The sequence below is a fragment of the Mycobacterium sp. NGS17 genome (assembly GCF_059813205.1).
Genome location: NZ_JCALED010000003.1, coordinates 120,979 through 144,546, shown reverse-complemented (window position 1 = coordinate 144,546; position 23,568 = coordinate 120,979). Strand labels below are relative to the sequence as shown.

The window sequence follows — 23,568 nt, the reverse complement described above, 5'->3', positions numbered from 1 at the left end:
TTGCGCGGTATAGCGAAGGCCCGTCTTGGGTACTGGAACAGAGGGAGGCGTCAGCCTGCCCAACAGGGGGTTGGCGCAAGTGATCGAAAGCGAGAGCGCTGAAGTGAAGGCGGCTAACGAAACCAGGCAATACGGTTTCGTCCATTCCGCGTCGATTTATCACTCTCAGCAGGAGTTTTTGGACTTGGCAAGCCGTTTCGTCGGCGATGGTTTGGCGCTGGACGAGGCGGTGCTGCTTGCCGCCCCTCCCGAGACTCTGGCGCTGCTGCACGACGGGTTGTACCCCCGTGATGATCCACCCGCGGACGTGCGCATGGTTGATATCACCGAGGTGGCCCGCAATCCCTGCCGATTCATGGCGATGCAGGGTGCGTTCATCGACGAGCACCCGGATCAGCGAGTCCGGATCGTCAGCCAGCTCGCGTGGCCGGGCCGCACCGACGAGGAGTTCGTCGCCTGCATCGAGCACGACGCACTCGTCAACGAGGCCATGGACGGCTACCCCGCGTCGTGCCTGTGCCTCTACGACGCGGGCCGGCTCGGCGACGGCGTGCTGTCGGATGCGCGCGCGACACATCCGCTGCTGTGGGAACGCGGAACGCTGCAGCACAACTCGGACTACGCTCCCGCCGACGTCCTGGAACGCTGCAACCAGCCGCTGGCCGCCGGTCCCGGGGCCGTCACATACATGGTCCGCAAGTCGGCCGACCTTCGCCCCGCGCGATCCTTCGCCGTCGACTACGCGGGCTGGATGGGGTTGAGTCAGGAGAGCATCGAGGATCTACAGCTGGTCGCCACGGAGCTGGCCACCAACAGCCTGATGTACACCGGGGGCGCCTGCCGGCTGGCCTTCTGGCAAGACGACGGACATCTGGTCTGCGAGGCACGCGACACCGGACGATTCGACGACCCGATCGTGGGTCGTCTGGACCCCGGCCCGTGCGGTCCCGCGAGTCGCGGCCTGTATCTGGTCAACGCCATCTCGGACTTGGTGCGAACCCACACCACCAGGGCCGGTACGACGATTCAGGCGTATCTACGGTTCGAGCCCGCACCGGGCCCGGCCGGGTAAGAGGCCGTCGCGATAGGTGAGTTTCATGTGCGCTAGCGACGGTGGTAGCGCACATGAGACTCGGCCCTTGCCGCGGCCACGGCGGCTCGCTGCGGTCGCGCAAGTTCTATAGCGGGCGCAACACGATCGGCATGCCGTCTTTCGGCACGGGCATGCCGCCGTAGTCCCACTCGCACGTGTAACCCGGGCGCGGCGGCTCCAGCCGATACCTGCGCAGCAGGCGGTGCAGGATGGTCTTGATCTCCAACTGCCCGAACGTCATTCCGATGCACTTGTGCGCGCCGCCACCGAAAGGCGTGAACGCATAGCGGTGCCGCTTGTGCTCGTTGCGGGGCTCGGTGAATCGCTCGGGGTCGAATTTCAGTGGGTCGGTCCACAATTCGGGCAACCTGTGGTTCATGCCGGGGTAGGCGATCACGTTGGTGCCCTTCGGGATGAAGTAACCCAGCAGATCGGTATCGCGCACCGTCTGGCGCATGGCCCACTGCACCGGCGTCACGATGCGGATCGACTCGTTCATCACCAGATCCAGCGTCTCGAGCTTCTCCAGCGAATCGATGTCGAGCGGCCCGTCGCCCAGCCGATCCGATTCCTCGCGGCAGCGCTGCTGCCACTCCGGGTGAAGGGCCAGGTGGTAGGCCATCGTTGTCACCGTCGAGGTGGATGTGTCGTGCGCGGCCATCATCAAAAAGATCATGTGGTTGACGATGTCGTCGTCGGAGAACTTGTTGCCGTCCTCGTCTTCGGTCTGGCACAACACCGACAACAGATCCGTACCGGGATTCGCGCGCTGCTCCTTGACCCGCTCGCGGAAGTAGTTCTCCAGCAGCTCGCGCGCCTTGAGGCCGCGCCACCACGTGAACGGCGGCACGGAAGTGCGGATGATCGCGTTGCCCGCGCGCGTGGTGACCGCGAACGCCTTGTTGACCTTGGTCACCAATTCGTGGTCGGTGCCCGGCTCGTGGCCCATGAACACCATCGAGGCGATGTCGAGCGTCAACTCCTTCATGGCCGGGTAGAGCAGGAACCGCGCGTCATTGGTCACCCAGTCATTGGCGACCGTTTGCGAGACCACCTGGTCCATCTGTTCGACATAGCTGACCAGGCGGGACCGGATGAAGGCCTCCTGCATGATCCGCCGGTGGAACATGTGCTCTTCGAAGTCCAGCAGCATCAGGCCGCGGTTGAAGAACGGCCCGATTACCGGCACCCATCCCTGCTGGGAATAGTCCTTGTTGCGATTCGAGTAGATGACCTGGGCGGCGTCCGGTCCCAGGGCGGCGACGCCCGGCAGGACGGGCGAGTCCCCGAAGATCACCGGACCCTTGGTCTGGTACATGTGCAGCAGGTAGTCGGGGCCGCCGCGCAGCATCTCGATGATGTGCCCGATGACCGGCAGGCCCGCGTCGCCGATGACCGCTTTGAGCCCACTGCCCGGTGGCGGCTCGGCGAGTTTGCGCTCTGGGAAGTCGGTGTTCAGCAGCCTGCGCTCGACCATCCCCATGCCGGGAAAGTTGTTGATGGACGGCGTGAACCGGCGCCGCGCCTGATCCAGCAGGTACTGCGGGGTGCTGATGGTGGCGGTCATAACGCTCCTTTGCGTGCCCTCCCGGTGACGGCCGTCACTGATTCATACCTTCGCTGAAAAACTTGACGGCTGTCAAGTTTGCATTTTCCGTGGCGTGGTGCAAGGTCAGGGAGTGACCAGCGAACCCGCCACTCCCGAGCCGGGCGCACGACGGCGTGGCGACAAGCAACGCCAGGCGATCGTGCAGGCGGTGCGTGAATTGCTGCAGGAAAAGCCATTTGCGGAGCTGTCGGTCAGCACCATCAGCCTGCGGGCCGGCGTGGCGCGATCCGGCTTCTACTTCTACTTCGACTCCAAGTACGCGGTGCTGGCACAGCTCATGGCCGAGGCCGCCGAAGAACTCGAGGAACTCACCGAGTACTTCGCCCCCCGGCAGGCCGGCGAGTCACCCGAGCAGTTCGCCAAGCGAATGGTCGGCAGCGCCGCGGCCGTCTACGCGCACAACGACCCGGTGGTGACGGCGTGCAATGAGGCCCGCAACACCGACGTCGAGATTCGCGACCTGCTCGATCAGCAGTTCGAGGTGGTGCTGGGCCAGATCGTCGGAATTGTCGAGGCCGAGATGAAGGCCGGGACGGCCAATCCGATCAGTGACGACCTGCCGACGCTGATCCGCACGCTGGCCGGCACGACCGCGCTGATGCTGACCGGCGACCCGATTCTGACCGGACGCGACAGCGATCGTGACCGACGGGTGCGCCTCCTCGAGCAGCTTTGGCTGCACGCGCTGTGGGCGGGCCGTCCCTAGGGCGCTGTTACCGCCGGTATCGTCACGGCCATGGCGCAGAGGGGAATCGGGCGGTCTTTCGCGGGAAAGCGGTGCCTTGTCACCGGAGCGGCGAGCGGCATCGGCCGCGCCACGGCGTTGCGGCTGGCCGCGCAGGGCGCCGAGCTCTACCTGACTGACCGCGATAGCGACGGCCTCGAACAAACCGTGGCCGACGCGCGGGCGCTGGCCGCCGAGGTTCCCAAGCATCGGGCGCTCGACATCGCCAACTATGACCAGGTGGCCGCGTTCGCCGCCGATATCCACGCCGCGCATCCCAGCATGGACGTCGTTCTCAACATCGCCGGCGTATCCGCGTGGGGAACCGTCGACCGGCTGACCCATGAGCAGTGGCGCAAGATGATCGCCATCAATTTGATGGGTCCGATCCACGTCATCGAGACGTTCGTGCCGCCGATGGTGGCGGCCAAGCGCGGCGGGCATCTGGTCAACGTGTCCTCGGCGGCCGGGCTGGTGGCCCTGCCGTGGCATGCCGCCTACAGCGCCAGCAAGTACGGGTTGCGTGGCCTGTCGGAGGTGCTGCGCTTCGACCTGGCCCGCCATCGCATCGGGGTCTCGGTCGTGGTGCCGGGCGCGGTGAACACCCCGCTGGTGGGCACCGTGGAAATCGCCGGGGTGGACCGGGAAGACCCCAACGTCGACCGGTGGGTGAAGCGGTTCGCCGGCCACGCCGTATCGCCGGAAAAGGCCGCCGACAAGATCCTGGCCGGGGTGGCCAAGAACCGATACCTGATCTACACGTCGGCCGACATCCGCGCCCTGTATGCCTTCAAAAGGCTTGCGTGGTGGCCCTATAGCGTGGCGATGCGCCAGGTGAACGTGATCTTCACCCGTGCGTTGCGGCCCGGCCCGGCGCCCCTAGCGCGGCATCACCAGCTCGAGGCGCACCCCGAGCAGGCGGACCGGCCGGTCGAGCTCGAATAGGTCGAGCACGCGAAGGGCCGCGGCCACGATGACGTCACGATCGGTGCTGGGCGCATCGAGCTTGCGAATCTTGGTGCGCGTGTAGAACGTTGCCGTGCGCACGGTGACCGCCACCCGGATCACGACTCGGTCCGCCGCGAGGACGTCCGTCAGCGCCCGCTCGGCCAAATCCGTTACGGCCGCGGCCATCTCGGACCGATCGGTAAGATCGCGCGGAAAGGTCACCGCGTGGCTGCGCGAGCGCGGCACCCACGGCTCGGCGCTGACCTGGCTGTCGCCGCCGCCCTTGGCCAACAGCAGCAGCCACAGCCCGGTGCGCGGGCCGAAGGTGGCCGTCAGCAACTCCGCATCGCAGTGGGCCAGCTGCCACACCGTCGTAATATCAAGATCCGCAAGCTTTTTCGCCGTCTTGGGGCCCACGCTCCAGAGCGCTTCGACCGGACGATCGGCCATCAGGGACATCCAGTTCGCGTCGGTGAGCACAAAGATGCCGGCCGGTTTCGCGAAGCCGGTCGCGACCTTGGCGCGCTGCTTGTTGTCGCTGATCCCGACGGAGCAGGACAGCCCGGTTTCGGAAAGGATGACGCTGCGGATCTGCTCTGCGACCTCGCTCGGGTCCTGCGCGGTCACCGCGACATAGGCCTCGTCCCAACCCCAGACTTCGACCGGATGCCCCAGATCGCGCAGCACGCCCATCACCTGATCGGACGCGGCGTCATAGGCGGCCGGGTCCGACGGGAGGAAGGTCGCTTCGGGGCAGCGACGGGCGGCGGCACGCAACGGCATGCCCGCCCGGACACCGAACTCGCGCGCCTCATACGAGGCGCAGGTGACGACCTTGCGCGGTTCGTTCGGGTCGCCGCTGCCGCCCACAATGACTGGCAGACCGGCCAATTCGGGGTGCCGGCGCAACTCGACCGACGCCAGGAACTGGTCGAGGTCCACATGCAGGACCCAAGCCGGTTCCGTGGCGTTCATCGCCCGCAGAGCTTGCGCGCCAGGCTTTCCCACGCGTCTCCCAGTGTCGCCAGGGTGTGACCGCCCTCGGCCAGCTGATGCTCGACGTAGTCCACGTCCAGCAGCGCGAGCAGCGCGTCGGTCTGGGCGTCGAGATCGCCGGTGGATTCGGCCGCCTTGAGCAGGACGCGCACGTGCGTGCGCAGCACCGTGGCCGGTGCGTTGTGCCGGTTTTGCGGGTCGCGGTTGGCCGCGGACAGCAGTTCGCAGTGGTCGTGCGCGAACCGGATCCGTTCCCGGCCGAACGCGACCAGCCGATCGGCGGGCGGGGCGCCCGGCCCCAGCGGGGGCGGGCCGAAGAGGAACGCTTGCTGAACGGCTTGTTCGTCCTCGTCCAGCAGCACCATCATCAGGCCGGCCCGGCTGCCGAAGCGACGGAACAGCGTACCTTTGCCGACCCCGGCGGCCGCCGCGATGTCATCGGTGGTGACGGCTTCGGCGCCGCGCTCGGCGACCAGGTTTCGGGCAGCCTGGAGCAGCAGGGCGCGGTTGCGCGCCGCGTCGCCCCTTTCCTGGTGCACCGCTTGGGGGGCGAACACGTGTAACTCGCCCGACCGCTCGCTCACTCCTGCACTTTAACGCCGCCGGAATAAAACGGACTATAGTCCGGTTAGCTCGTGCGAGGATGTACGCAACGATCGAAGGGAAAGTGCAGCAGTGGCAATCAAAATCTTGGCGTTAGTGGGGAGCCTGCGGGCGGCGTCGATCAACCGCCAGATCGCCGAGTTGGCGGTGGCGGTCGCCGCCGACGACGTGACCGTCACGATCTTCGAAGGGCTCGCTGAACTGCCGTTCTATAACGAGGAGATCGATGATGCGATGAACGCCGACGTGCCGCAGCTGGGCCCGGTGGCCGCGCTGCGCGCCGCGGCGGCCGACGCGGACGCCGCCCTGGTGGTGACCCCGGAGTACAACGGGAGCTACCCGGCCGTCATCAAGAACGGGATCGACTGGCTGTCCCGGCCGTTCGGCGACGGCGCGCTGAAGGGCAAGCCGCTGGCGGTCATCGGGGGATCCTTCGGCCAGTACGGCGGGGTGTGGGCCCACGACGACACCCGCAAGTCCTTCGGCATCGCGGGCGCGCGGGTCGTGGAGGCGATCAAACTGTCGGTGCCGTTCAAGACGCTGGAGGGCAAGGCGCCGGCCGAGCACGCCGAGCTGTTGGCGAACGTGCGTGATGTGGTGGGCAAGCTCGCCGCCGAGGTCGGCTGATTGGCAGAAGTCGACAACCCGCCCACCGGGCGACCAGCGAGGTTGGGACAACCGAATAGCCAAAGCCGCCAGGCGCGCCTGGCGGCTTTGCTGGCCCTGGGCCGGCCCGCCGCCGCCGGCGGTGCTGTCGGTGCTCGCTGATATACCGGAGCGCATGATTCCCTGCGGTGCGATCTGTGATCTGCGACACGCCGAGTCGAGTTCCGGATTTGTTCACGACCGGGCTCACGACCAGGGAATTTCAAAATTGTTATTCAGAACATCTTGTATCTCGACATCTTGTCACCCACTAGGTGTAGTGTTTCGAGCACCGGCAGATCCCAGGGCCACCAAGCAAGCCAGACTCGGTGAACTCCCCGAAATCGGCACCCGCAGGTCATTCGACCTCGGCCACCGGACGACGGGAATCAGGGGGCCTGACGGATCGCTGAACCTAGCAAAGACGCAGTCCAAAAGTAGTTGCCAGTCCGTTGGGTCCCCTCTTCCGCAAAGGAGCGGCATTCTATGAGCATCACCGTGTACACCAAGCCGGCATGCGTGCAGTGCACCGCCACCTACAAGGCGCTGGACAAGCAGGGCATCGCCTACGAGAAGGTCGACATCTCGCTGGACGCCGAGGCGCGTGACTACGTGATGGCTCTGGGATACCTGCAGGCCCCCGTGGTGGTGGCGGGCAACGACCACTGGTCGGGTTTCCGCCCCGACCGCATCAAGGCGCTGTCCGCCGCGGAACTGAGCGCGTAAGGCAAGACGTTAGGTAAGGAGGTTGCGGTGCAGTCGCGCAACCTGGTCTATTTCTCCTCGGTGTCGGAGAACACCCACCGCTTCGTGGAGAAGCTGGGGATCCCCGCCACGCGGATACCACTGCATGGCCGCATCGAGGTAGACCAACCCTACGTCCTCGTCCTGCCGACTTACGGCGGCGGGCATGCGACGCCCGACCTCAACGCCGGCGGTTACGTCCCCAAGCAGGTCATCGCCTTTTTGAACAATGAGCACAACCGGTCGCTGATCCGCGGCGTGATCGCCGCGGGCAACAACAACTTCGGCGCCGAATTCGCCTACGCGGGCAACGTGGTCTCGCGCAAGTGCGGCGTTCCGTACCTCTACCGCTTCGAACTCATGGGAACCCAGGACGACGTGGAAGCCGTCCGCGCGGGCTTAGCCAATTTCTGGAAGGAACAGACGTGTCACCAACCGTCGCTGCAGAGCCTGTAACCACCGGAGCCCACGCCTTGCCGGGGGAAACGGACTATCACGCGCTCAACGCGATGCTGAATCTCTACGACGCGGACGGCAAGATTCAGTTCGACAAGGACCGCGAGGCCGCGCATCAGTACTTCCTGCAGCACGTCAACCAGAACACGGTGTTCTTCCACAATCAGGACGAGAAGCTCGACTACCTGATCAAGGAGAACTATTACGAGCGCGAGGTTCTCGACCAGTACAGCCGTAACTTCGTCAAGACGCTGCTGGACCGCGCGTACGCCAAGAAGTTCCGGTTCCCGACGTTTTTGGGCGCGTTCAAGTACTACACCTCCTACACGCTGAAGACGTTCGACGGGAAGCGTTACCTGGAGCGCTTCGAGGACCGCGTGGTCATGGTCGCGCTGACCCTTGCCTCCGGTGACACCGTCCTGGCCGAGAAGCTCGTCGACGAGATCATTGACGGGCGATTCCAACCAGCCACCCCGACGTTTTTGAACTCGGGCAAAAAGCAGCGCGGCGAGCCGGTGAGCTGCTTTCTGCTGCGCATCGAGGACAACATGGAGTCGATCGGGCGGTCCATCAACTCCGCGCTGCAGCTGTCAAAGCGTGGCGGCGGAGTTGCGTTGCTGCTGAGCAACATTCGCGAACACGGCGCCCCGATCAAGAACATCGAGAACCAGTCGTCGGGCGTCATCCCGATCATGAAGCTGCTCGAGGACTCGTTCTCCTACGCCAACCAGCTCGGCGCCCGGCAGGGCGCGGGTGCGGTGTACCTGCACGCGCATCACCCCGACGTCTATCGGTTCCTGGACACCAAGCGCGAGAACGCCGACGAGAAGATCCGCATCAAGACGCTGAGCCTGGGCGTGGTGATACCCGACATCACCTTCGAGTTGGCCAAGAAGAACGAGGACATGTACCTGTTCTCGCCCTACGACGTCGAGCGGGTTTACGGCCTGCCGTTCGCCGACATCTCGGTCACCGAGAAGTACTACGAGATGGTCGACGACGCCCGCATCCGCAAGACGAAGATCAAGGCCCGCGAGTTCTTCCAGACGCTGGCCGAGCTGCAGTTCGAGTCCGGTTACCCGTACATCATGTACGAGGACACGGTGAACCGGGCGAACCCGATCGACGGCAAGATCACCCATTCCAACCTGTGCTCGGAGATCCTGCAGGTGTCCACGCCGTCGGTGTTCAACGACGACTTGTCGTACGCCAAAGTGGGCAAGGACATTTCGTGCAACCTTGGGTCGCTGAACATCGCCAAGACGATGGACTCGCCGGACTTCGCGCAGACCATCGAGGTCGCGATCCGCGCGCTGACGGCGGTGAGCGATCAGACGCACATCTGGTCGGTGCCCTCAATCGAGCAGGGCAACAACGAGTCCCACGCGATCGGGCTCGGCCAGATGAACCTGCACGGCTATCTGGCCCGCGAACGCATCCTCTACGGGTCCGAAGAAGGCGTCGACTTCACCAATATCTACTTCTACACCGTGCTCTACCATGCGCTGCGCGCGTCGAATCGCATCGCGATCGAGCGGGGAAGCAAGTTCGGGGGCTTCGAGAAGTCCAAGTACGCCTCGGGCGAATTCTTCGACAAGTACACCGAGCAGGTGTGGGAGCCGGCCACGCCGCGGGTCCGGGAAATCTTTGCCGAAGCCGGCATCCGCATTCCGACACAAGAGGATTGGCAGCGGCTGAAGGAGTCGGTGCAGCAGCACGGCATCTACAACCAGAATCTGCAGGCCGTCCCGCCGACCGGCTCGATCAGTTACATCAACAACTCGACCAGTTCGATCCACCCGGTGGCGAGCAAGATCGAGATTCGCAAGGAAGGCAAGATCGGCCGCGTCTACTACCCGGCGCCGTATCTGACCAACGACAACCTGGAGTACTACCAGGACGCCTACGAGATCGGTTACGAGAAGATCATCGACACCTACGCCGCGGCCACCCAGCACGTGGACCAGGGGCTGTCGCTGACGCTGTTCTTCAAGGACACCGCCACCACCCGCGATGTGAATAAGGCGCAGATCTACGCCTGGCGCAAGGGAATCAAGACGCTGTACTACATCCGCCTTCGCCAGATGGCTTTGGAGGGAACAGAAGTCGAGGGCTGCGTGTCCTGCATGCTCTAATCGTCGGGCCGATCGGACAGTCTGCCCAGGTCAGAAGCTGCTACCAGGTAAAGTGCTTGACGTGGTGAGAGTGCCCCGACCTTCCATACCCCACCCCAGCGTCAAGCCTGGGGGCAAGGTCGACGCGCGCAGCGAACGCTGGCGCGAGCACCGCAAGAAAGTGCGCAACGAAATCGTCGACGCGGCCTTCCGTGCGATCGACCGCCTCGGGCCCGAGCTGTCCGTGCGGGAGATCGCCGAGGAGGCCGGCACCGCCAAGCCGAAGATCTACCGCCACTTCCACGACAAGTCCGACCTGTTCGAGGCGATCGGGGAGCGGCTGCGCGACATGCTGTGGGCGGCGATCATCCCGTCCATCGACCTGAAAACCGACTCGGCGCGCGAGGTGATCCGGCGCAGCGTCGAGGAGTACGTGGTCCTGGTCGACAAGCACCCCAACGTGCTGCGCGTGTTCATCCAGGGCCGGTCGGCCGCTACCCCGCAGGTCCTCAACGAGGGACGCGGAATCACCCTGGCGGTGGCCGACATGTTCGACAACGAGCTGCGTGAGATGGAGCTCGACCACGCGGCGGTCGAACTGGCCGGGCACGCGGCATTCGGCTGTGCCGCGTCGGCGACCGAGTGGTGGCTGGGCCCGGAGCCCGAAAGCCCGCGGCTGATGTCGCGTGAGCAGTTCGTCGCGCACCTGACGACCATCATGATGGGGGTGATCGTCGGCACCGCCGAGGCGCTCGGCATCAGCATGAACCCTGACCTGCCGATTCACGACATGGTGGCCGGCAACCCGGCCGCGAGCTGAGCGCGCCGCGGCGTTGACAACCGCCGCGGCCATCGATAACACTCGTCCCAACCGATACCCTGGGTACTGGGTATCTGCCTCAGCCGGGCCGCAGCCGAAACGCCGACCCGACAGGCCTGGATAGAAAGATCGATCGACCGTGACCGACGTCGTAACACAAACCGAGGCAATCCCGGCGGCTAGCGCCCACAAGCCGGTCCACACGCGCGCCGTCATCATCGGGACCGGATTCTCCGGCCTCGGGATGGCGATCGCGCTGCAGAAGCAGGGCGTGGGCTTCGTCATCCTGGAGAAGGCCGACGACATCGGCGGCACCTGGCGAGACAACAGCTATCCCGGGTGCGCCTGCGACATCCCGTCGCACCTGTACTCGTTCTCGTTCGAGCCCAAGCCCGACTGGAAGAACCCGTTCTCTTTCCAGCCAGAGATCTGGGACTACCTCAAAGGGGTCACCGAGAAATACGGGCTGCGCCGCTACGTCGAGTTCAACTCGCTCGTCGATCGCGCGCACTGGGACGATGACGAAAACCGCTGGCACGTGTTCACCGCCGACGGCCGCGAGTACGTCGCGCAATTCCTGATCTCGGGCGCCGGGGCGCTGCACATCCCGTCCATGCCCGACATCGAGGGACGCGACGAATTTCGCGGCGCCGCCTTCCATTCCGCGGAGTGGGACCACAGCGTCGACTTGACCGGCAAGCGCGTGGCGGTGATCGGAACCGGCGCCAGCGCGATCCAGATCGTGCCGGAGATCGTCGGGCAGGTCGCCGAACTCCAGCTCTACCAACGGACTCCGCCGTGGGTGGTCCCGCGTTCCAACCCCGAGATCCCGCCGGCGGTGCGCCGGGCCATGGAGAACGTGCCCGGCCTGCGCGCGTTGGTTCGGCTCGCGATCTACTGGGGGCAGGAAGCCCTGGCCTTCGGCATGACCAAGCGGCCGAACCTGCTCAAGTTCATCGAGTCCTACTGCAAATACAACATTCGCCGGGCGGTCAAGGACAAGGAGCTGCGGCGCAAGCTGATACCGAACTATCGCATCGGCTGCAAGCGAATCCTGAACTCCTCCACCTATTACTGCGCGGTCGCCGACCCCAAGACCGAGCTGGTCACCGACCACATTGCGCGAATCACCGCCGACGGCATCGTCACCGCCGACGGCACCCAGCGCCAGGCCGACGTGATCGTGTATGCCACCGGCTTCCACGTCACCGACTCCTACACCTACGTCCAGATCAAGGGCCTGCACGGCGAGGACCTGGTGGACCGGTGGAACCGCGAGGGCATCGGTGCGCACCGCGGGATCACCATCGCCGACGTGCCCAACCTGTTCTTTCTGCTGGGGCCCAACACCGGGTTGGGGCACAACTCGGTGGTGTTCATGATCGAGTCCCAAATCCGTTACGTCGCAGACGCGATCGCGACCTGCGACAAGCTGGGCGCACAGGCGCTGGCGCCGACCCGCGCCGCCCAGGACAAATTCAACGACGAGCTGCAACGCAGACTCGGCCCGTCGGTGTGGAACAGCGGCGGCTGCAGCAGCTGGTATCTGGACGAGCACGGCAAGAACACCGTGCTCTGGGGCGGCTACACCTGGGAGTACTGGCGGGCGACGCGTTCGGTCAAGCCGGACGAATATCAGTTCTACGGCGTGAGCATGGGCAGTTCCGCCGCCGCGTCCTGACTGCGGTTGCCCGAATCATCGCCGGCGCGTGAGGAGTTCGGCGAAGACTCGTGCGGCCGCGTCTACACCGGCGTCGTCATCGGTGGCCACCAGGTCGAGTAGCAGGCCGCGTACGACGGCCAACCCCAGGCGCGCCAAGGCGGCGTCGACCGGAGCCTCGGCGACCGCGGCGACCTCGGCCAGCCAGTCCGTGACGGCCCCGGGAATCATTCGTGCATAAGGCTTTTCGCCCTGGGCGGCGCGGGCGTAGCACTCGAAGAACAAGCGTTCGGATTCGCGTAGTTCGGGTCGCCGAAGGTCGGCCCACATCGCCGCGAAGCTCTCGGCCGGTTCTGTCGGCAGGTCGGGCAGCAAGCCCATCTGACGGCGCTCGACCGCCTCGACGACCGCCAGCAGCAGATCATCCCGAGACCCGAAGTGATGCAGTAACATTCGGTGACTCGTGCCGATGGCTTCGGCCACCTCGCGCAGCGAGCGGTCGCCGATGCCCGCGCTGGCGAATTCCTGGATCAGTGCGTCGAGGAGCTGCCGGCGCCGCGCAACATCAGGAGTGCGAGCCATCGGCGCGACTGAGCTGCTCCGAGCGGGCTTTGAGTCCTCGGGCCTCCAGGGCGAGGAAACGCTTGGTCTTCTTGACCATCAACCTCCCGACGAGAGCACCGAGCACGCCACGCTGGTCGAGTTGCTGACGCACCAGCGTGCCCCCGTCGGGACGAGCGGTGACGTCGTGGCGGGCGCTGACCAGCACCCCGGGAGAGCGTTGCACCCAGGTCCAGGACCTACCGGGGTCGATCTCGGTGACCTTCCAGACCAGCTTGGCCATGCCGGGCTGTTTGATCGCGAACCGCCTCCCGACGGCAAGGGTGGGCGCGTCCAGTCCGACCAGCGAGGTCACCGACGCGGTCCAGTCTGGCCAGTGCTCGACGTCGGTGAAGACATCCCAGACGAGTTGGGGCGGTGCGTCGATCTCGACGCCGTCTTCGGTAAACATGTACCAAATGGTACATCAAAGCGCGTGATACGGGAGCATGGATTCGGATCCGCCTGGAATCCGGCATCCCGCGACACGTAAACACAAGCTCTTGTGTTCCGCTGCGTTGTCACACCCCAGGGGTAGTGTCGAGAGCCGGAGATTCATCCGGTCAAACGGTGTGTGAAGTGGGGTTCTGGTGACCGAAAACATGAAGCTGATCGACCGCGTTTCGGCGATCAACTGGAACCGGCTACAAGACGAAAAAGACGCCGAGGTGTGGGACCGACTGACCGGCAACTTCTGGTTGCCCGAGAAGGTGCCGGTGTCCAACGACCTGCCGTCGTGGGGCACATTGACCGCCCACGAGAAGCAGATGACCATGCGGGTATTCACCGGCCTGACCCTGCTGGACACCATCCAGGGCACCGTCGGGGCGGTCAGCCTGATCCCGGACGCGCTGACCCCGCATGAGGAAGCGGTCTACACCAACATCGCCTTCATGGAATCCGTGCACGCGCGCAGCTACAGCAACATCTTTTCCACGCTGTGCTCGACCGCCGAGATCGACGACGCGTTCCGCTGGTCGGAGGAGAACCCCAACCTGCAGCGCAAGGCCGAGATCGTCATGCAGTACTACAAGGGAGACGAACCGCTCAAGCGCAAGGTCGCCTCGACCCTGTTGGAAAGCTTCCTGTTCTACTCCGGCTTCTACCTGCCGATGTACTGGTCGAGCCGCGCCAAGCTGACCAACACCGCCGACATGATCCGGCTGATCATCCGCGACGAGGCCGTGCACGGTTACTACATCGGTTACAAGTTCCAGCGCGGCCTGGCGTTGGTCGACGACGCGCGCAAGCAGGAACTCAAGGACTACACCTACGAGCTGCTCTTCGAGCTCTACGACAACGAGGTCGAGTACACCCAGGACCTCTACGACGAGGTCGGGCTGACCGAGGACGTCAAGAAGTTCCTGCGCTACAACGCCAATAAGGCACTGATGAACCTCGGTTACGAGGCGCTGTTCCCGCGCGACGAGACGGACGTCAACCCGGCGATTCTGTCGGCGCTCTCGCCCAACGCCGACGAGAACCACGACTTCTTCTCCGGCTCGGGTTCCAGCTACGTGATCGGCAAGGCCGTCGTCACCGAAGACGAGGACTGGGACTTCTAACTCCGCTCGTCAGTGACTCAGAACATCGTGTAGGCGGCTAATCCGGCGCACGCACGCTTCGGCGCCGTGGCCCAGCGGGCCGAATCGTGGTTCAGGCCACCAACCTTGCCGGCCCCATCTATCGTGCTGGTTATGACACGGTCCGACGACAACCGTGCGACGGAAGTCAGCACATTGGAAGCCCAGCGCCAAGACGAGCTAGCCGAGTTGCACGAGGTGTTCGCTGAGGAACACGAGTCGGCCGCGGAGTCATTGTCCGGCGATCTCGCCGCCGCCCACCGAGGTGCCGCTGAGAAGCACGAGCAGGCCGCCCGCGAGGTTCGCTCCCAGGTTTCCGGGGATGCAACCGCGGATAACCGCGGCTCCGTGACGACTGCCGGGCCAGAACGCGACGATCCACCTCGGAAGACGACGTGAAAAGTTAAGTGGTTTCGCAGTGCTCGCTCACGGCGGCGGCGCCGGCGGATTGTCCCAACTCCCCGGCGTGCCTGCGGGAACCTGCATTCCGAGCCAGTTGCACGGCATCATCGACCGCCACGCGATGAATGCGCACTGTTCAGGTGTCAACGGCCCCGGACCGGCGCATGGCGGTGTCCCGGCAGCGCCGCATACGGGGTCGGCGGAAGCGGTCGGCATGCCGGCAAAGGTGCCGGCGCCGACCGTCAACGCGATAGCGACCAAAAATGCGGTGACGAAGAGTCGTATGCGATTCATGGCGAACTCGGATCCGTAAACGCCGCTTCTGAAATTGGTGACGGCCCGGTACGTCGTCCTGAGCGTAAACGGTTGCGCACTTATTCACACCGGGAATTGTGGGAATTCCCGCGCGGCCGACGGTTGGCGCAGAACGGATTAGCTCGCGGCCTGCACAGTGCAGGATGGCCGCGACCTCCTGGCGCTGCTGCTGTCATTGCAGGTCTGGCGGACTTGGCGGCCAGGTGGCTCCGCTACCGGCAAGCGGCAGAAATAGCAGAGATCGAGGCCGAGCGTCAGATAGCCGCACACGAGGCAGACTTCGGGACAAACGTCGGTGGTCATCATCCGCACCTCCTAGTGGCGCATATCCAATGCTCCACCCAGTCGGCTAATCCCCGCTTATCGACACGCGGCGTCGGCCTCGATTTCGAGACGATTAATCCAGCAACGAGCAAATCCGCAAATCGAGCGCGGCAAACGGTTCGCGCCTGAGAATATGCTCAAGCGGCGCGGTAGGGGACGGAAGTTGAGACCATGCTCGAAGTTATCGACAAGGGGTCTGTCACCGAATCACATCCCGTTCCGCTCCTTTTCGTCCACGGCGCCTGCGGCACAGCAGAAATTTGGGACGACCATTTTCTGGGCTTCTTCGCCGACAAGGGTTACCGAGCCGTGGCACTGAGCCTTCGCGGGCACGGCGCCAGCAGCTTGTCCCAGCCCCTGCACTCATGTTCGATCGCCGATTACGTGGAGGACGTACACGCTGTCGTCGCGGAGCTTGGAACCGCACCGGTGCTCATTGGTCATTCGATGGGCTGTTGGGTGGTGCTGAATTATTGCCAGATGCACGGTGCCCCGGCGGCGGTTCTCATGGCACCCGGCACACCGCAGGGCTTACGGCGGTGGGCAGTTCGCTCTGCCCTCCGTCATCCACGGATCATCTTGCGCAGCAGCACTTTCGGTAATCCCGCCGACTTATTCAGCACCGCGGCTCTGACCCGTGAGTTCATCTTCTCCGCGCATACCCCCGAATCGACAGTCAGGTCGTGTGCAGTCCGTTTGCAGCCCGAGAGCAGGCGCGCTGCTCGAGAAACGGTGAATCGACTTCCCGACGTTGGCCTCGTGAACGCCCCCATGCTCGTTCTGGGAGCACAAGACGACGGCATGCGAATCGACGGGGATGCTTCTGCCGTAGCGCGCATCTACCAGGCAGATGTGGCAATTTTTCCCGATATGGGGCACGTCATGATGCTTGAGCCGGGATGGCCGACGGTGGCCGAAAAAATCGACGGCTGGGTGTCCATGCGCGGGCTATGACGACCCCGCGAGGTGGATCGCGCTGCTGTCCGAGGCTCGTTAGCCCTCGGCGGTGCCCGGTGATTTCCCGTCCGCCGGCCGCGCGTCGCCGGCGTCGTTGCCGAAGATACTGGCGATGGCCTCCCTGAACGAGGTACGGCCGACGTTCTCGCCACCCGGCAGCTCACTGTGGATGTGGAGCGCCCCGCAGGTGAGAAACGACATGACCACGCTGAACACCTCAATACCTACGTTCAGGGCCCTTGTGACGATGGTTTCGTCGCTTGATCCGGCGGGGTTACTCACCATGCGCCCGCACCCTTGATCGATTTGGTTGCCATGCCACTTAGGACGAGAGGTGTTGCGCCTGCGTCGGCGAATAGATCCTCGGCTTGAACGTGGCCATCACTGGCAACCGCAGCGTCACGCCACCGGCCACCGGCACGCGGACCGTGAAGTAGACCACCTGCATGTCCAGGCCCATTTGTAGGCGCATCTCCCTGAGTGGCTGGGTCTGCACCCCCAGGCCCATGTCCTTCAAGCGCGCGCCGATGCCGCGTTGAAACGACTCGGCCGGATCCGTCGGCTTCGGAACGCTCGGTGCAGGAACATCCTGACTGCCAATCTTCAGAGAAAAGACGGGTGGCGGGTTCTTCGAAGTCGGAGTCGTCATGGCTCGACTCTACTCCGCAGGAACGGTGCCGAACGGTGAAAATCTCGTTGACCAGTGCAAGCAGCCCTGCGAAGGCCCTGCGCGCGGGGCCCGGTCCGCGGAATCGCGCGCTCGAAGACGATGGCGCCCAACCGTTGCGGGTGGGCACGACCAGGCCGGCTGATCGAGGTAAACGGCGTATGAATTGTCGGGACGCCAATTGCCCCGCGGTAGCGCGGGTGACACGGCTGCCCTGACACTGGTGGGGTGACGAATACCGCCGCCTCTGCCACCGCCAACTTCTGCCGTTCGGTGCTTCGCTGGCTGCGCGCCGGCTACCCCGAGGGCGTCCCCGGGCCCGACCGGGTGCCACTGCTGGCGCTGCTGCGCAGCACCCCGCTGACCGAGGAGCAGATCGCCGAGGTGGTGCGCAACATCACCGCGGACGGATCCCCGGCGATCGCCGACGGTGTGATCGACCGCGACGAGATCGCCCACTTCATCTCCGACATGACGCATTACGACGCCGGACCGGAAAACGTCATCCGGGTGGCTGCCACGCTCGCCGCGGTCGGCTGGCCGCTGGCCGGCATCGACGTCAGCGAGGTCATCCCGGGCGACGAGTGGGGTGAGGCCGCGGAGATCGCCGCGCGCGGTGCGGCATCCAGCAGCGCGCCAGGTGTCGCGCGGTAGGACGCGTCGGGGACCCTAGAGCTTCGAAATATCGATGACGAAGCGGTAGCGCACGTCGCTGGCCAGTACGCGCTCGTAGGCCTCGTTGATGTAGTCGGGCTCGATGAGCTCGATTTCCGGCGTGACGTTGTGCTCGGCGCAGAAGTCCAGCATCTCCTGGGTTTCGGCGATGCCGCCGATGTTCGACCCGGACAGGCTGCGGCGCGCCAGCGCCAGCGAGAAGGCGCCCACCTCCATGGGGTGTTCGGGAATGCCCAATTCGACGAGCGTGCCGTCGACGTCGAGCAGGCTCAGATAGTCGTTGAGGTTCAGGTTCGCCGAGACGGTGTTCAGGATCAGGTCGAAGCTGTTGCGCAGTTTCTTGAAGGTCTCGCGCTCGGCGGTGGCGTAGTAGTGCTTGGCGCCCAGCCGCAGTCCGTCCTCCATCTTCTTCAGTGACTGCGACAGCACCGTCACCTCGGCCCCCATCGCCGCGCCGAGCTTGACGCCCATGTGGCCCAGCCCGCCCAGGCCGATGATCGCCAGGCGGGTGTCCTTGCCGGCTTTCCAGTGCCGCAGCGGCGAGAACAGGGTGATGCCCGCGCACAGCAGCGGCGCCGCCTTGTCCAGCGGCAACGAGTCGGGAATGCGCAAGACGAAGTTTTCGTCCACGACGATCGCCTGACTGTAGCCGCCCTGCGTCGTGGTGCCGTCTTTGTCAGTCGCGTTGTAGGTGAAAATCGTTCCCCGGCTGCAGTACTGCTCGAGGCCGGCCTTGCAGCTGCTGCACTGTCCGCATGAGTTCACCATGCAGCCGACGCCGACGTGGTCGCCCACCTTGTGCTTGGTGACCTCGGAGCCGACTGCGGTCACGACGCCGGCGATCTCGTGGCCCACGACCAGCGGGTAATGCGGTGTGCCCCACTCGCCTTTGGCCGTGTGGATGTCGGAGTGGCAGATTCCGGCGAACTTGATGTCGATGGCCACGTCGTGCGGACCCGGGTCACGCCGTTCGATCGTTGTCTTGGTCAGCGGTGCCGTCGGCGAGGTGGCCGCGTACGCCGAAACTGTGCTCATGGAAATCCCTCTTCGATTCGGTACGTCATCAAGAAGTTTAGCTAAGGTAAATGTTATTCCGCCAACGGGCGGGGCGAAGATCACGTTGTGGCGATGTACCCGTTTTCGGCCGGCCGCCGCTAGTTGATCGGGGCGTTCACCAGGCGCAGGTCGTCGACGATGCCGCGGGCGGCGATCAGGCCCTGGCCGGCTTGCCATATCTCGTTGTTGACGATGTAGACCCGGTTGTCACGGTTGGCCGAGAGCTTGCGCCACGGGTCGCTGTCCAGGATCGTGGCGGCCCGGTCGGCGGCGGCCGGGGTGTCGCAGGACACGTAGACCACGTCCGCGTCGGCCATCGAAAGGTCAGGATTCTTCGCCAGGTCCGCGTCGCTGGCCCCGATCTCGATGTAGGGCTTGTCGGTGAACCGCTGCGAGGCCGGCCGGTCCACGCCGACCGCACCGAGCACGCTCGCCGGGAAATTGTTGGCGCCGTACACCCGGATCGTGTCCGCCGTCAGCTGCACTATCGACGCCTGGAAGTGGGAGGCGTCATGTCGCGCGCCGATGTCCGCGGCCCGCTGGGAAAACCCGCTGATCAACGAGTTCACCGCGGCGCCACGGCCGGTCGCGGCGCCGACGGCGCGCAGGTTGTCCTGCCACGCCGCACCTGGGGCGGCCGTGAACACCGTCGGGGCGATCGCGGTCAGCTGCGGATACAGCGTGGCCGTCAGCGCCTGCGACCCCAGAATCAGGTCGGGGTGGGCGGCCGCGGCCGCTTTCAGGTCCGGGTGGGAGCGGTTGCCGACCGCCGGCAATGCATGCACCGCGCCGCCCAGGTAGGCGGGCTGACTCGAGGACCCGTCCGGCAATGCCGCGCCGACCACCCGCGACTGCAGGCCCAGCGCGCACAACGCGTCGAGCTGGTCGCCGGAGAGCACCACGATGCGCTGCGGGTCGGCGGGCACCTGCACGACGTCCGGGTCGACGCCCGCGGCGTTGTGGACCGGCCGCTTCGCGGCGCCGGGGTCCGCCGCTGCGGCGTCCCGCGCACACGAGTCGTCGGGGCGGCGGTCGTTCCCGAGCACACCGGCGCCCGCGATCTGGGTCGTGGGGGTGATCAGGGGACGGGCCGGCGGCTGGCCGGCGGGCTTGTCGGAGCCGCAGCCGCTGCATGCCAGGATGACTGCCGCCGTCACCGCGGTCGCCACGGCCGGCCGGCCGGGTCTGATCACGCCGAACAACACGCGTTCGACGCTAACATTCGGCCAGCGTGGCGATCGCGAGCGCGCGGTGGGGGCACCTCCCGCTTGCGGGGGACCGGGCGAAGCGGGTCGCCGCCATTCGGCCAGCGTGGCGATCGCGAGCGCGGGGGACCGGGCGAAGCGGGTCGCCACCATTCGGCCAGCGTGGCGACGTCGCGCCGAGGGACACGCCGCCCCGGCGAGTCATTTACGACAGTTTGTAGGACCAGCCCTGACGGCGCCATGATCGACGGCTAAGATTCCTCTCAATACCGATTTTTGGGCCAGTGTCCGATCTGGATGTTTGGAGAAGCTGTTGACAGCCGAAGCGCCCCCCTTGGGTGAACTCGAGGCCGTTCGTCCGTACCCGGACCGCATGGGCCCCAAAGGGAACCTCGTCTACAAACTGATCACCACCACCGATCACAAGATGATCGGCATCATGTACACCGTCACCTGCTTCGCCTTCTTCTTCATCGGCGGGTTGATGGCGTTGCTGATGCGCACCGAACTCGCCGCTCCCGGGCTGCAGTTCCTGTCGAACGAACAGTTCAACCAGCTGTTCACCATGCACGGCACGATCATGCTGCTGCTCTATGCCACCCCAGTGGTGTTCGGGTTCGCCAACTTGGTGCTGCCGCTGCAGATCGGTGCGCCGGACGTGGCCTTCCCGCGGTTGAACGCCTTCTCCTACTGGCTGTTCCTGTTTGGCGGGCTGATCGCGGCCTCCGGCTTCATCGTCCCGGGTGGGGCCGCCGACTTCGGCTGGACCGCCTACACACCCCTGTCGGATGCCGTGCACTCGCCCGGCGCCGGGGGAGACTTGTGGATCACCGGCCTGATCGTCGCGGGTCTGGGCACCATCCTGGGTGCGGTCAACATGATCACCACCGTGGTGTGCATGCGCGCGCCCGGCATGACGATGTTCCGGATGCCGATCTTTACCTGGAACATCCTGGTGACCTCGATCCTGATCCTGATCGCATTCCCGATCCTGACCGCGGCGCTGTTCGGGCTGGCCGCCGACCGACATCTGGGCGCCCATGTCTACGACGCCGCCAATGGCGGAGTCTTGTTGTGGCAACACCTGTTCTGGTTCTTCGGCCATCCCGAGGTCTACATCATCGCGTTGCCGTTCTTCGGCATCGTCACCGAGATCTTCCCGGTGTTCTCGCGCAAGCCGGTCTTCGGTTACACCACCCTGGTTTACGCGACCCTGTCCATCGCCGCTTTATCGGTCGCGGTGTGGGCGCACCACATGTTCGCCACCGGAGCGGTTCTGCTGCCGTTCTTTTCGTTCATGACCTACCTGATCGCGGTGCCGACCGGGATCAAGTTCTTCAACTGGATAGGCACAATGTGGAAGGGGCAGTTGACGTTTGAGACACCGATGCTGTTCTGCATCGGCTTCCTCATCACCTTCCTGCTGGGCGGTCTGACCGGCGTGCTGCTGGCCAGCCCGCCGCTGGACTTCCACGTCACCGACAGCTACTTCGTGGTTGCCCACTTCCACTACGTGCTGTTCGGCACCATCGTGTTCGCCACGTTCGCCGGGGTGTACTTCTGGTTCCCGAAGATGACCGGCCGGCTCCTCGACGAGCGCCTGGGCAAGCTGCACTTCTGGTTGACGTTCATCGGGTTCCACACCACCTTCCTGGTGCAGCACTGGCTGGGTGACCTGGGCATGCCGCGTCGCTACGCCGACTACCTGCCCAGCGACGGATTCCAGCCCTACAACGTCGCCTCGACGGTGGGCGCCTTCATCCTGGGCGCATCGATGTTCCCGTTCGTCTGGAACGTCTTCAAGAGCTGGCGTTACGGCGAGGTCGTCACGGTCGACGACCCGTGGGGCTACGGCAACTCGCTGGAGTGGGCGACCAGCTGCCCGCCGCCCCGGCACAACTTCACCGAGCTGCCCCGAATCCGTTCGGAGCGCCCGGCATTCGAGTTGCACTACCCGCACATGGTGGAGCGGCTTCGCGCCGAGGCGCATGTGGGCCGCCATGCCACGGCTCTCGAGTCGCCGAAGGGCTTCGGTCCGCGAACCGAACCCGATCGCTCGACTCCTGAGCAGTAGCGACAGCTGTCGGGAGTGAGCCCACCACCGAAGGTTTCGGTGCTGATCACCGTCACCGGCGTGGACCAACCGGGCGTGACGGCGAACTTATTGGAGGCGCTGTCACCGCACGGCGTCGAGCTGCTCAACGTCGAGCAGGTCGTGATCCGGCACCGCCTGACGCTCGGCGTGCTGGTGTGCTGCCCGGCCGAGGTCGCCGATAGCCCGCAATTGCGCGATGACGTGGAATCGGCCATCCGCAAGTTGGACCTCGAAGTCAGCATCGAGCGCAGCGACGACGTGGCCATCATGCGGGAACCCTCGACCCACACCATCTACGTGCTGGGCCGGCCGATCACCGCCAGTGCGTTCGGCGCGGTGGCCCGCGAGGTGGCGGGGCTGGGCGTCAACATCGACCTGATCCGCGGTGTCTCCGACTATCCGGTGATCGGCCTGGAGCTTCGCGTGTCGGTCCCGCCTGGCGTGGACGGCGCGTTGCGGACCGCCCTGAACCGGGTGTCCAGCGAGGAACAGGTCGATGTGGCGGTGGAGGCCGTCAGTCTTGAACGACGGGCCAAGCGGCTCATCGTGTTTGACGTCGACTCGACGCTGGTGCAGGGCGAGGTCATCGAGATGCTGGCGGCCCGGGCGGGCGCGGAGGGCAAGGTCGCCGCGATCACCGATGCCGCTATGCGCGGCGAGCTGGACTTCGCGCAGTCGCTCGAACAGCGGGTGGCGACGCTGGCGGGTCTGCCGGCCAGCGTGATCGACGAGGTCGCCGACGCACTGGAACTGATGCCGGGCGCGCGCACCACGATACGAACTCTGCGGCGCTTGGGTTATGCCTGCGGCCTCGTGTCCGGGGGGTTCCGCCGGATCATCGAGCCGCTGGCCGAGGAGCTGATGATCGACTACGTCGCCGCCAACGAGCTGGAGATCGTCGACGGCACGCTCACCGGCCGGGTGCTCGGGCCGATCGTCGACCGGGCCGGAAAGGCCTCGGCGCTAAGGGAATTCGCAAGCCAGGTCGGGGTGCCGATGGCGCAGACCGTCGCGGTGGGCGACGGCGCCAACGACATCGACATGCTGGCCGCCGCCGGATTGGGGATCGCGTTCAACGCCAAGCCGGCGCTGCGCGAGGTTGCCGATGCGTCCCTGAGCCATCCCTATCTGGACACGGTGCTGCTCCTGCTGGGTGTGACCCGCGGCGAAATCGAGGCCGCCGACGCGATCGACGGCGAGGTCCGCCGGGTGGAGATTCCGCCCACCCCATAGCGACCCGGCAGGTATTCGAGCGTCGCGGTACGGCACGATGGTCG

The 23,568-nt window shown here is 65.3% G+C and carries 24 protein-coding genes; 15 read left to right on the top strand and 9 right to left on the bottom strand.

What is annotated here, in order from left to right:
- Positions 1 to 79 precede the first annotated feature (79 nt).
- Positions 80 to 1,072 carry an anti-sigma factor RsbA family regulatory protein gene (locus AC5Y7E_RS08520; protein ID WP_499948480.1) on the top strand — a complete coding sequence of 331 codons (993 nt, stop codon included), beginning with the start codon at positions 80 to 82 and terminating at the stop codon, positions 1,070 to 1,072.
- A 106-nt stretch (positions 1,073 to 1,178) separates the two neighbouring features.
- Here AC5Y7E_RS08520 and AC5Y7E_RS08515 read toward each other — a convergent pair whose 3' ends face one another.
- Positions 1,179 to 2,660 carry a cytochrome P450 gene (locus AC5Y7E_RS08515; RefSeq protein ID WP_499948479.1) on the bottom strand — a complete coding sequence of 494 codons (1,482 nt, stop codon included), beginning with the start codon at positions 2,658 to 2,660 and terminating at the stop codon, positions 1,179 to 1,181.
- 112 nt (positions 2,661 to 2,772) lie between these two features.
- Here AC5Y7E_RS08515 and AC5Y7E_RS08510 point away from each other — a divergent pair, with 112 nt between their 5' ends.
- Entirely contained in the window at positions 2,773 to 3,408 is a 636-nt protein-coding gene (locus tag AC5Y7E_RS08510; RefSeq protein ID WP_499920086.1) for a TetR/AcrR family transcriptional regulator, read from the top strand.
- A gap of 30 nt (positions 3,409 to 3,438) precedes the next feature.
- The gene (locus tag AC5Y7E_RS08505; RefSeq protein ID WP_499948478.1) at positions 3,439 to 4,371 is read left to right on the top strand and encodes an SDR family oxidoreductase; all 933 of its coding nucleotides are present in this window, start codon (positions 3,439 to 3,441) and stop codon (positions 4,369 to 4,371) included.
- Here the strand turns inward: AC5Y7E_RS08505 and AC5Y7E_RS08500 are convergent.
- Together AC5Y7E_RS08500 and AC5Y7E_RS08495 are read right to left on the bottom strand one after the other, a co-directional pair.
- Positions 4,306 to 5,349, bottom strand: coding sequence for a DNA polymerase IV (locus tag AC5Y7E_RS08500; protein ID WP_499948477.1), 1,044 nt, complete (start codon positions 5,347 to 5,349; stop codon positions 4,306 to 4,308). The two genes, AC5Y7E_RS08505 and AC5Y7E_RS08500, sit on opposite strands and share 66 nt — an antisense overlap.
- Entirely contained in the window at positions 5,346 to 5,954 is a 609-nt protein-coding gene (locus AC5Y7E_RS08495) for a TetR/AcrR family transcriptional regulator (RefSeq protein ID WP_499948476.1), read from the bottom strand. The genes AC5Y7E_RS08500 and AC5Y7E_RS08495 overlap by 4 nt, the downstream gene beginning before the upstream one ends.
- Positions 5,955 to 6,045: 91 nt before the next feature.
- Between AC5Y7E_RS08495 and AC5Y7E_RS08490 the strand changes: the two genes are divergently transcribed.
- The 6 genes from AC5Y7E_RS08490 (at position 6,046) to AC5Y7E_RS08465 (ending at position 12,433) form a co-directional block, all read left to right on the top strand.
- On the top strand, positions 6,046 to 6,600 hold the full coding sequence (locus tag AC5Y7E_RS08490; protein WP_499948475.1) for an NAD(P)H-dependent oxidoreductase: 555 nt from the start codon (positions 6,046 to 6,048) through the stop codon (positions 6,598 to 6,600).
- 504 nt (positions 6,601 to 7,104) lie between these two features.
- Entirely contained in the window at positions 7,105 to 7,344 is a 240-nt protein-coding gene (locus tag AC5Y7E_RS08485) for a redoxin NrdH (protein ID WP_067124347.1), read from the top strand.
- Positions 7,345 to 7,371: 27 nt separating this feature from the next.
- Positions 7,372 to 7,818, top strand: a complete 447-nt coding sequence (nrdI, locus tag AC5Y7E_RS08480) for a class Ib ribonucleoside-diphosphate reductase assembly flavoprotein NrdI (RefSeq protein ID WP_499948474.1) — start codon at positions 7,372 to 7,374, stop codon at positions 7,816 to 7,818.
- On the top strand, positions 7,788 to 9,953 hold the full coding sequence (gene nrdE, locus AC5Y7E_RS08475; RefSeq protein WP_499948472.1) for a class 1b ribonucleoside-diphosphate reductase subunit alpha: 2,166 nt from the start codon (positions 7,788 to 7,790) through the stop codon (positions 9,951 to 9,953). The genes nrdI and nrdE overlap by 31 nt, the downstream gene beginning before the upstream one ends.
- Positions 9,954 to 10,014: 61 nt before the next feature.
- Positions 10,015 to 10,752, top strand: coding sequence for a TetR/AcrR family transcriptional regulator (locus AC5Y7E_RS08470; RefSeq protein WP_499948470.1), 738 nt, complete (start codon positions 10,015 to 10,017; stop codon positions 10,750 to 10,752).
- 139 nt (positions 10,753 to 10,891) lie between these two features.
- Entirely contained in the window at positions 10,892 to 12,433 is a 1,542-nt protein-coding gene (locus tag AC5Y7E_RS08465) for a flavin-containing monooxygenase (RefSeq protein WP_499948469.1), read from the top strand.
- Between the two features lie 15 nt (positions 12,434 to 12,448).
- Here the strand turns inward: AC5Y7E_RS08465 and AC5Y7E_RS08460 are convergent, their stop codons facing one another.
- Together AC5Y7E_RS08460 and AC5Y7E_RS08455 are read right to left on the bottom strand one after the other, a co-directional pair.
- Positions 12,449 to 12,994 (bottom strand): TetR family transcriptional regulator, encoded by a 546-nt coding sequence (locus AC5Y7E_RS08460; RefSeq protein WP_499948467.1) that lies wholly within the window; start codon positions 12,992 to 12,994, stop codon positions 12,449 to 12,451.
- Entirely contained in the window at positions 12,978 to 13,424 is a 447-nt protein-coding gene (locus AC5Y7E_RS08455) for an SRPBCC family protein (RefSeq protein WP_499948465.1), read from the bottom strand. Before AC5Y7E_RS08455 ends, AC5Y7E_RS08460 begins: the two co-directional genes overlap by 17 nt.
- Before the next feature lie 178 nt (positions 13,425 to 13,602).
- On the opposite strand from AC5Y7E_RS08455, the gene nrdF reads away from it, so the two are divergent.
- From nrdF to AC5Y7E_RS08440, 3 genes are all read left to right on the top strand, one after another.
- Complete coding sequence (gene nrdF / locus AC5Y7E_RS08450) at positions 13,603 to 14,577, top strand: class 1b ribonucleoside-diphosphate reductase subunit beta (protein ID WP_009954743.1); 975 nt, start codon at positions 13,603 to 13,605, stop codon at positions 14,575 to 14,577.
- Positions 14,578 to 14,709: 132 nt separating this feature from the next.
- Entirely contained in the window at positions 14,710 to 14,994 is a 285-nt protein-coding gene (locus AC5Y7E_RS08445) for a hypothetical protein (RefSeq protein WP_499948463.1), read from the top strand.
- 813 nt (positions 14,995 to 15,807) lie between these two features.
- Positions 15,808 to 16,590, top strand: coding sequence for an alpha/beta hydrolase (locus tag AC5Y7E_RS08440; RefSeq protein WP_499948462.1), 783 nt, complete (start codon positions 15,808 to 15,810; stop codon positions 16,588 to 16,590).
- 39 nt (positions 16,591 to 16,629) lie between these two features.
- Here the strand turns inward: AC5Y7E_RS08440 and AC5Y7E_RS08435 are convergent, their stop codons facing one another.
- Both AC5Y7E_RS08435 and AC5Y7E_RS08430 read right to left on the bottom strand, forming a co-directional pair.
- Positions 16,630 to 16,878 carry a hypothetical protein gene (locus AC5Y7E_RS08435; RefSeq protein WP_499920099.1) on the bottom strand — a complete coding sequence of 83 codons (249 nt, stop codon included), beginning with the start codon at positions 16,876 to 16,878 and terminating at the stop codon, positions 16,630 to 16,632.
- Between the two features lie 37 nt (positions 16,879 to 16,915).
- Complete coding sequence (locus tag AC5Y7E_RS08430; protein WP_499948461.1) at positions 16,916 to 17,242, bottom strand: hypothetical protein; 327 nt, start codon at positions 17,240 to 17,242, stop codon at positions 16,916 to 16,918.
- 246 nt (positions 17,243 to 17,488) lie between these two features.
- On the opposite strand from AC5Y7E_RS08430, the gene AC5Y7E_RS08425 reads away from it, so the two are divergent.
- Positions 17,489 to 17,914, top strand: coding sequence for a DUF3349 domain-containing protein (locus AC5Y7E_RS08425; protein WP_499920101.1), 426 nt, complete (start codon positions 17,489 to 17,491; stop codon positions 17,912 to 17,914).
- 15 nt (positions 17,915 to 17,929) lie between these two features.
- On the opposite strand, the gene AC5Y7E_RS08420 is transcribed toward AC5Y7E_RS08425, so the two are convergent.
- Positions 17,930 to 18,970 (bottom strand): NAD(P)-dependent alcohol dehydrogenase, encoded by a 1,041-nt coding sequence (locus AC5Y7E_RS08420; protein WP_499920102.1) that lies wholly within the window; start codon positions 18,968 to 18,970, stop codon positions 17,930 to 17,932.
- Between the two features lie 119 nt (positions 18,971 to 19,089).
- Positions 19,090 to 20,196, bottom strand: coding sequence for an iron-siderophore ABC transporter substrate-binding protein (locus AC5Y7E_RS08415; protein ID WP_499948460.1), 1,107 nt, complete (start codon positions 20,194 to 20,196; stop codon positions 19,090 to 19,092).
- A gap of 313 nt (positions 20,197 to 20,509) precedes the next feature.
- On the opposite strand from AC5Y7E_RS08415, the gene ctaD reads away from it, so the two are divergent.
- Both ctaD and serB read left to right on the top strand, forming a co-directional pair.
- Positions 20,510 to 22,270: an aa3-type cytochrome oxidase subunit I gene (gene ctaD / locus AC5Y7E_RS08410; protein ID WP_499920104.1), complete on the top strand. Its 1,761-nt coding sequence runs from the start codon at positions 20,510 to 20,512 to the stop codon at positions 22,268 to 22,270.
- 15 nt (positions 22,271 to 22,285) lie between these two features.
- A complete protein-coding gene (gene serB, locus AC5Y7E_RS08405) occupies positions 22,286 to 23,524 on the top strand; it encodes a phosphoserine phosphatase SerB (RefSeq protein ID WP_499948459.1) in 1,239 nt (412 codons plus the stop codon).
- The last annotated feature ends 44 nt before the right edge of the window (positions 23,525 to 23,568 follow it).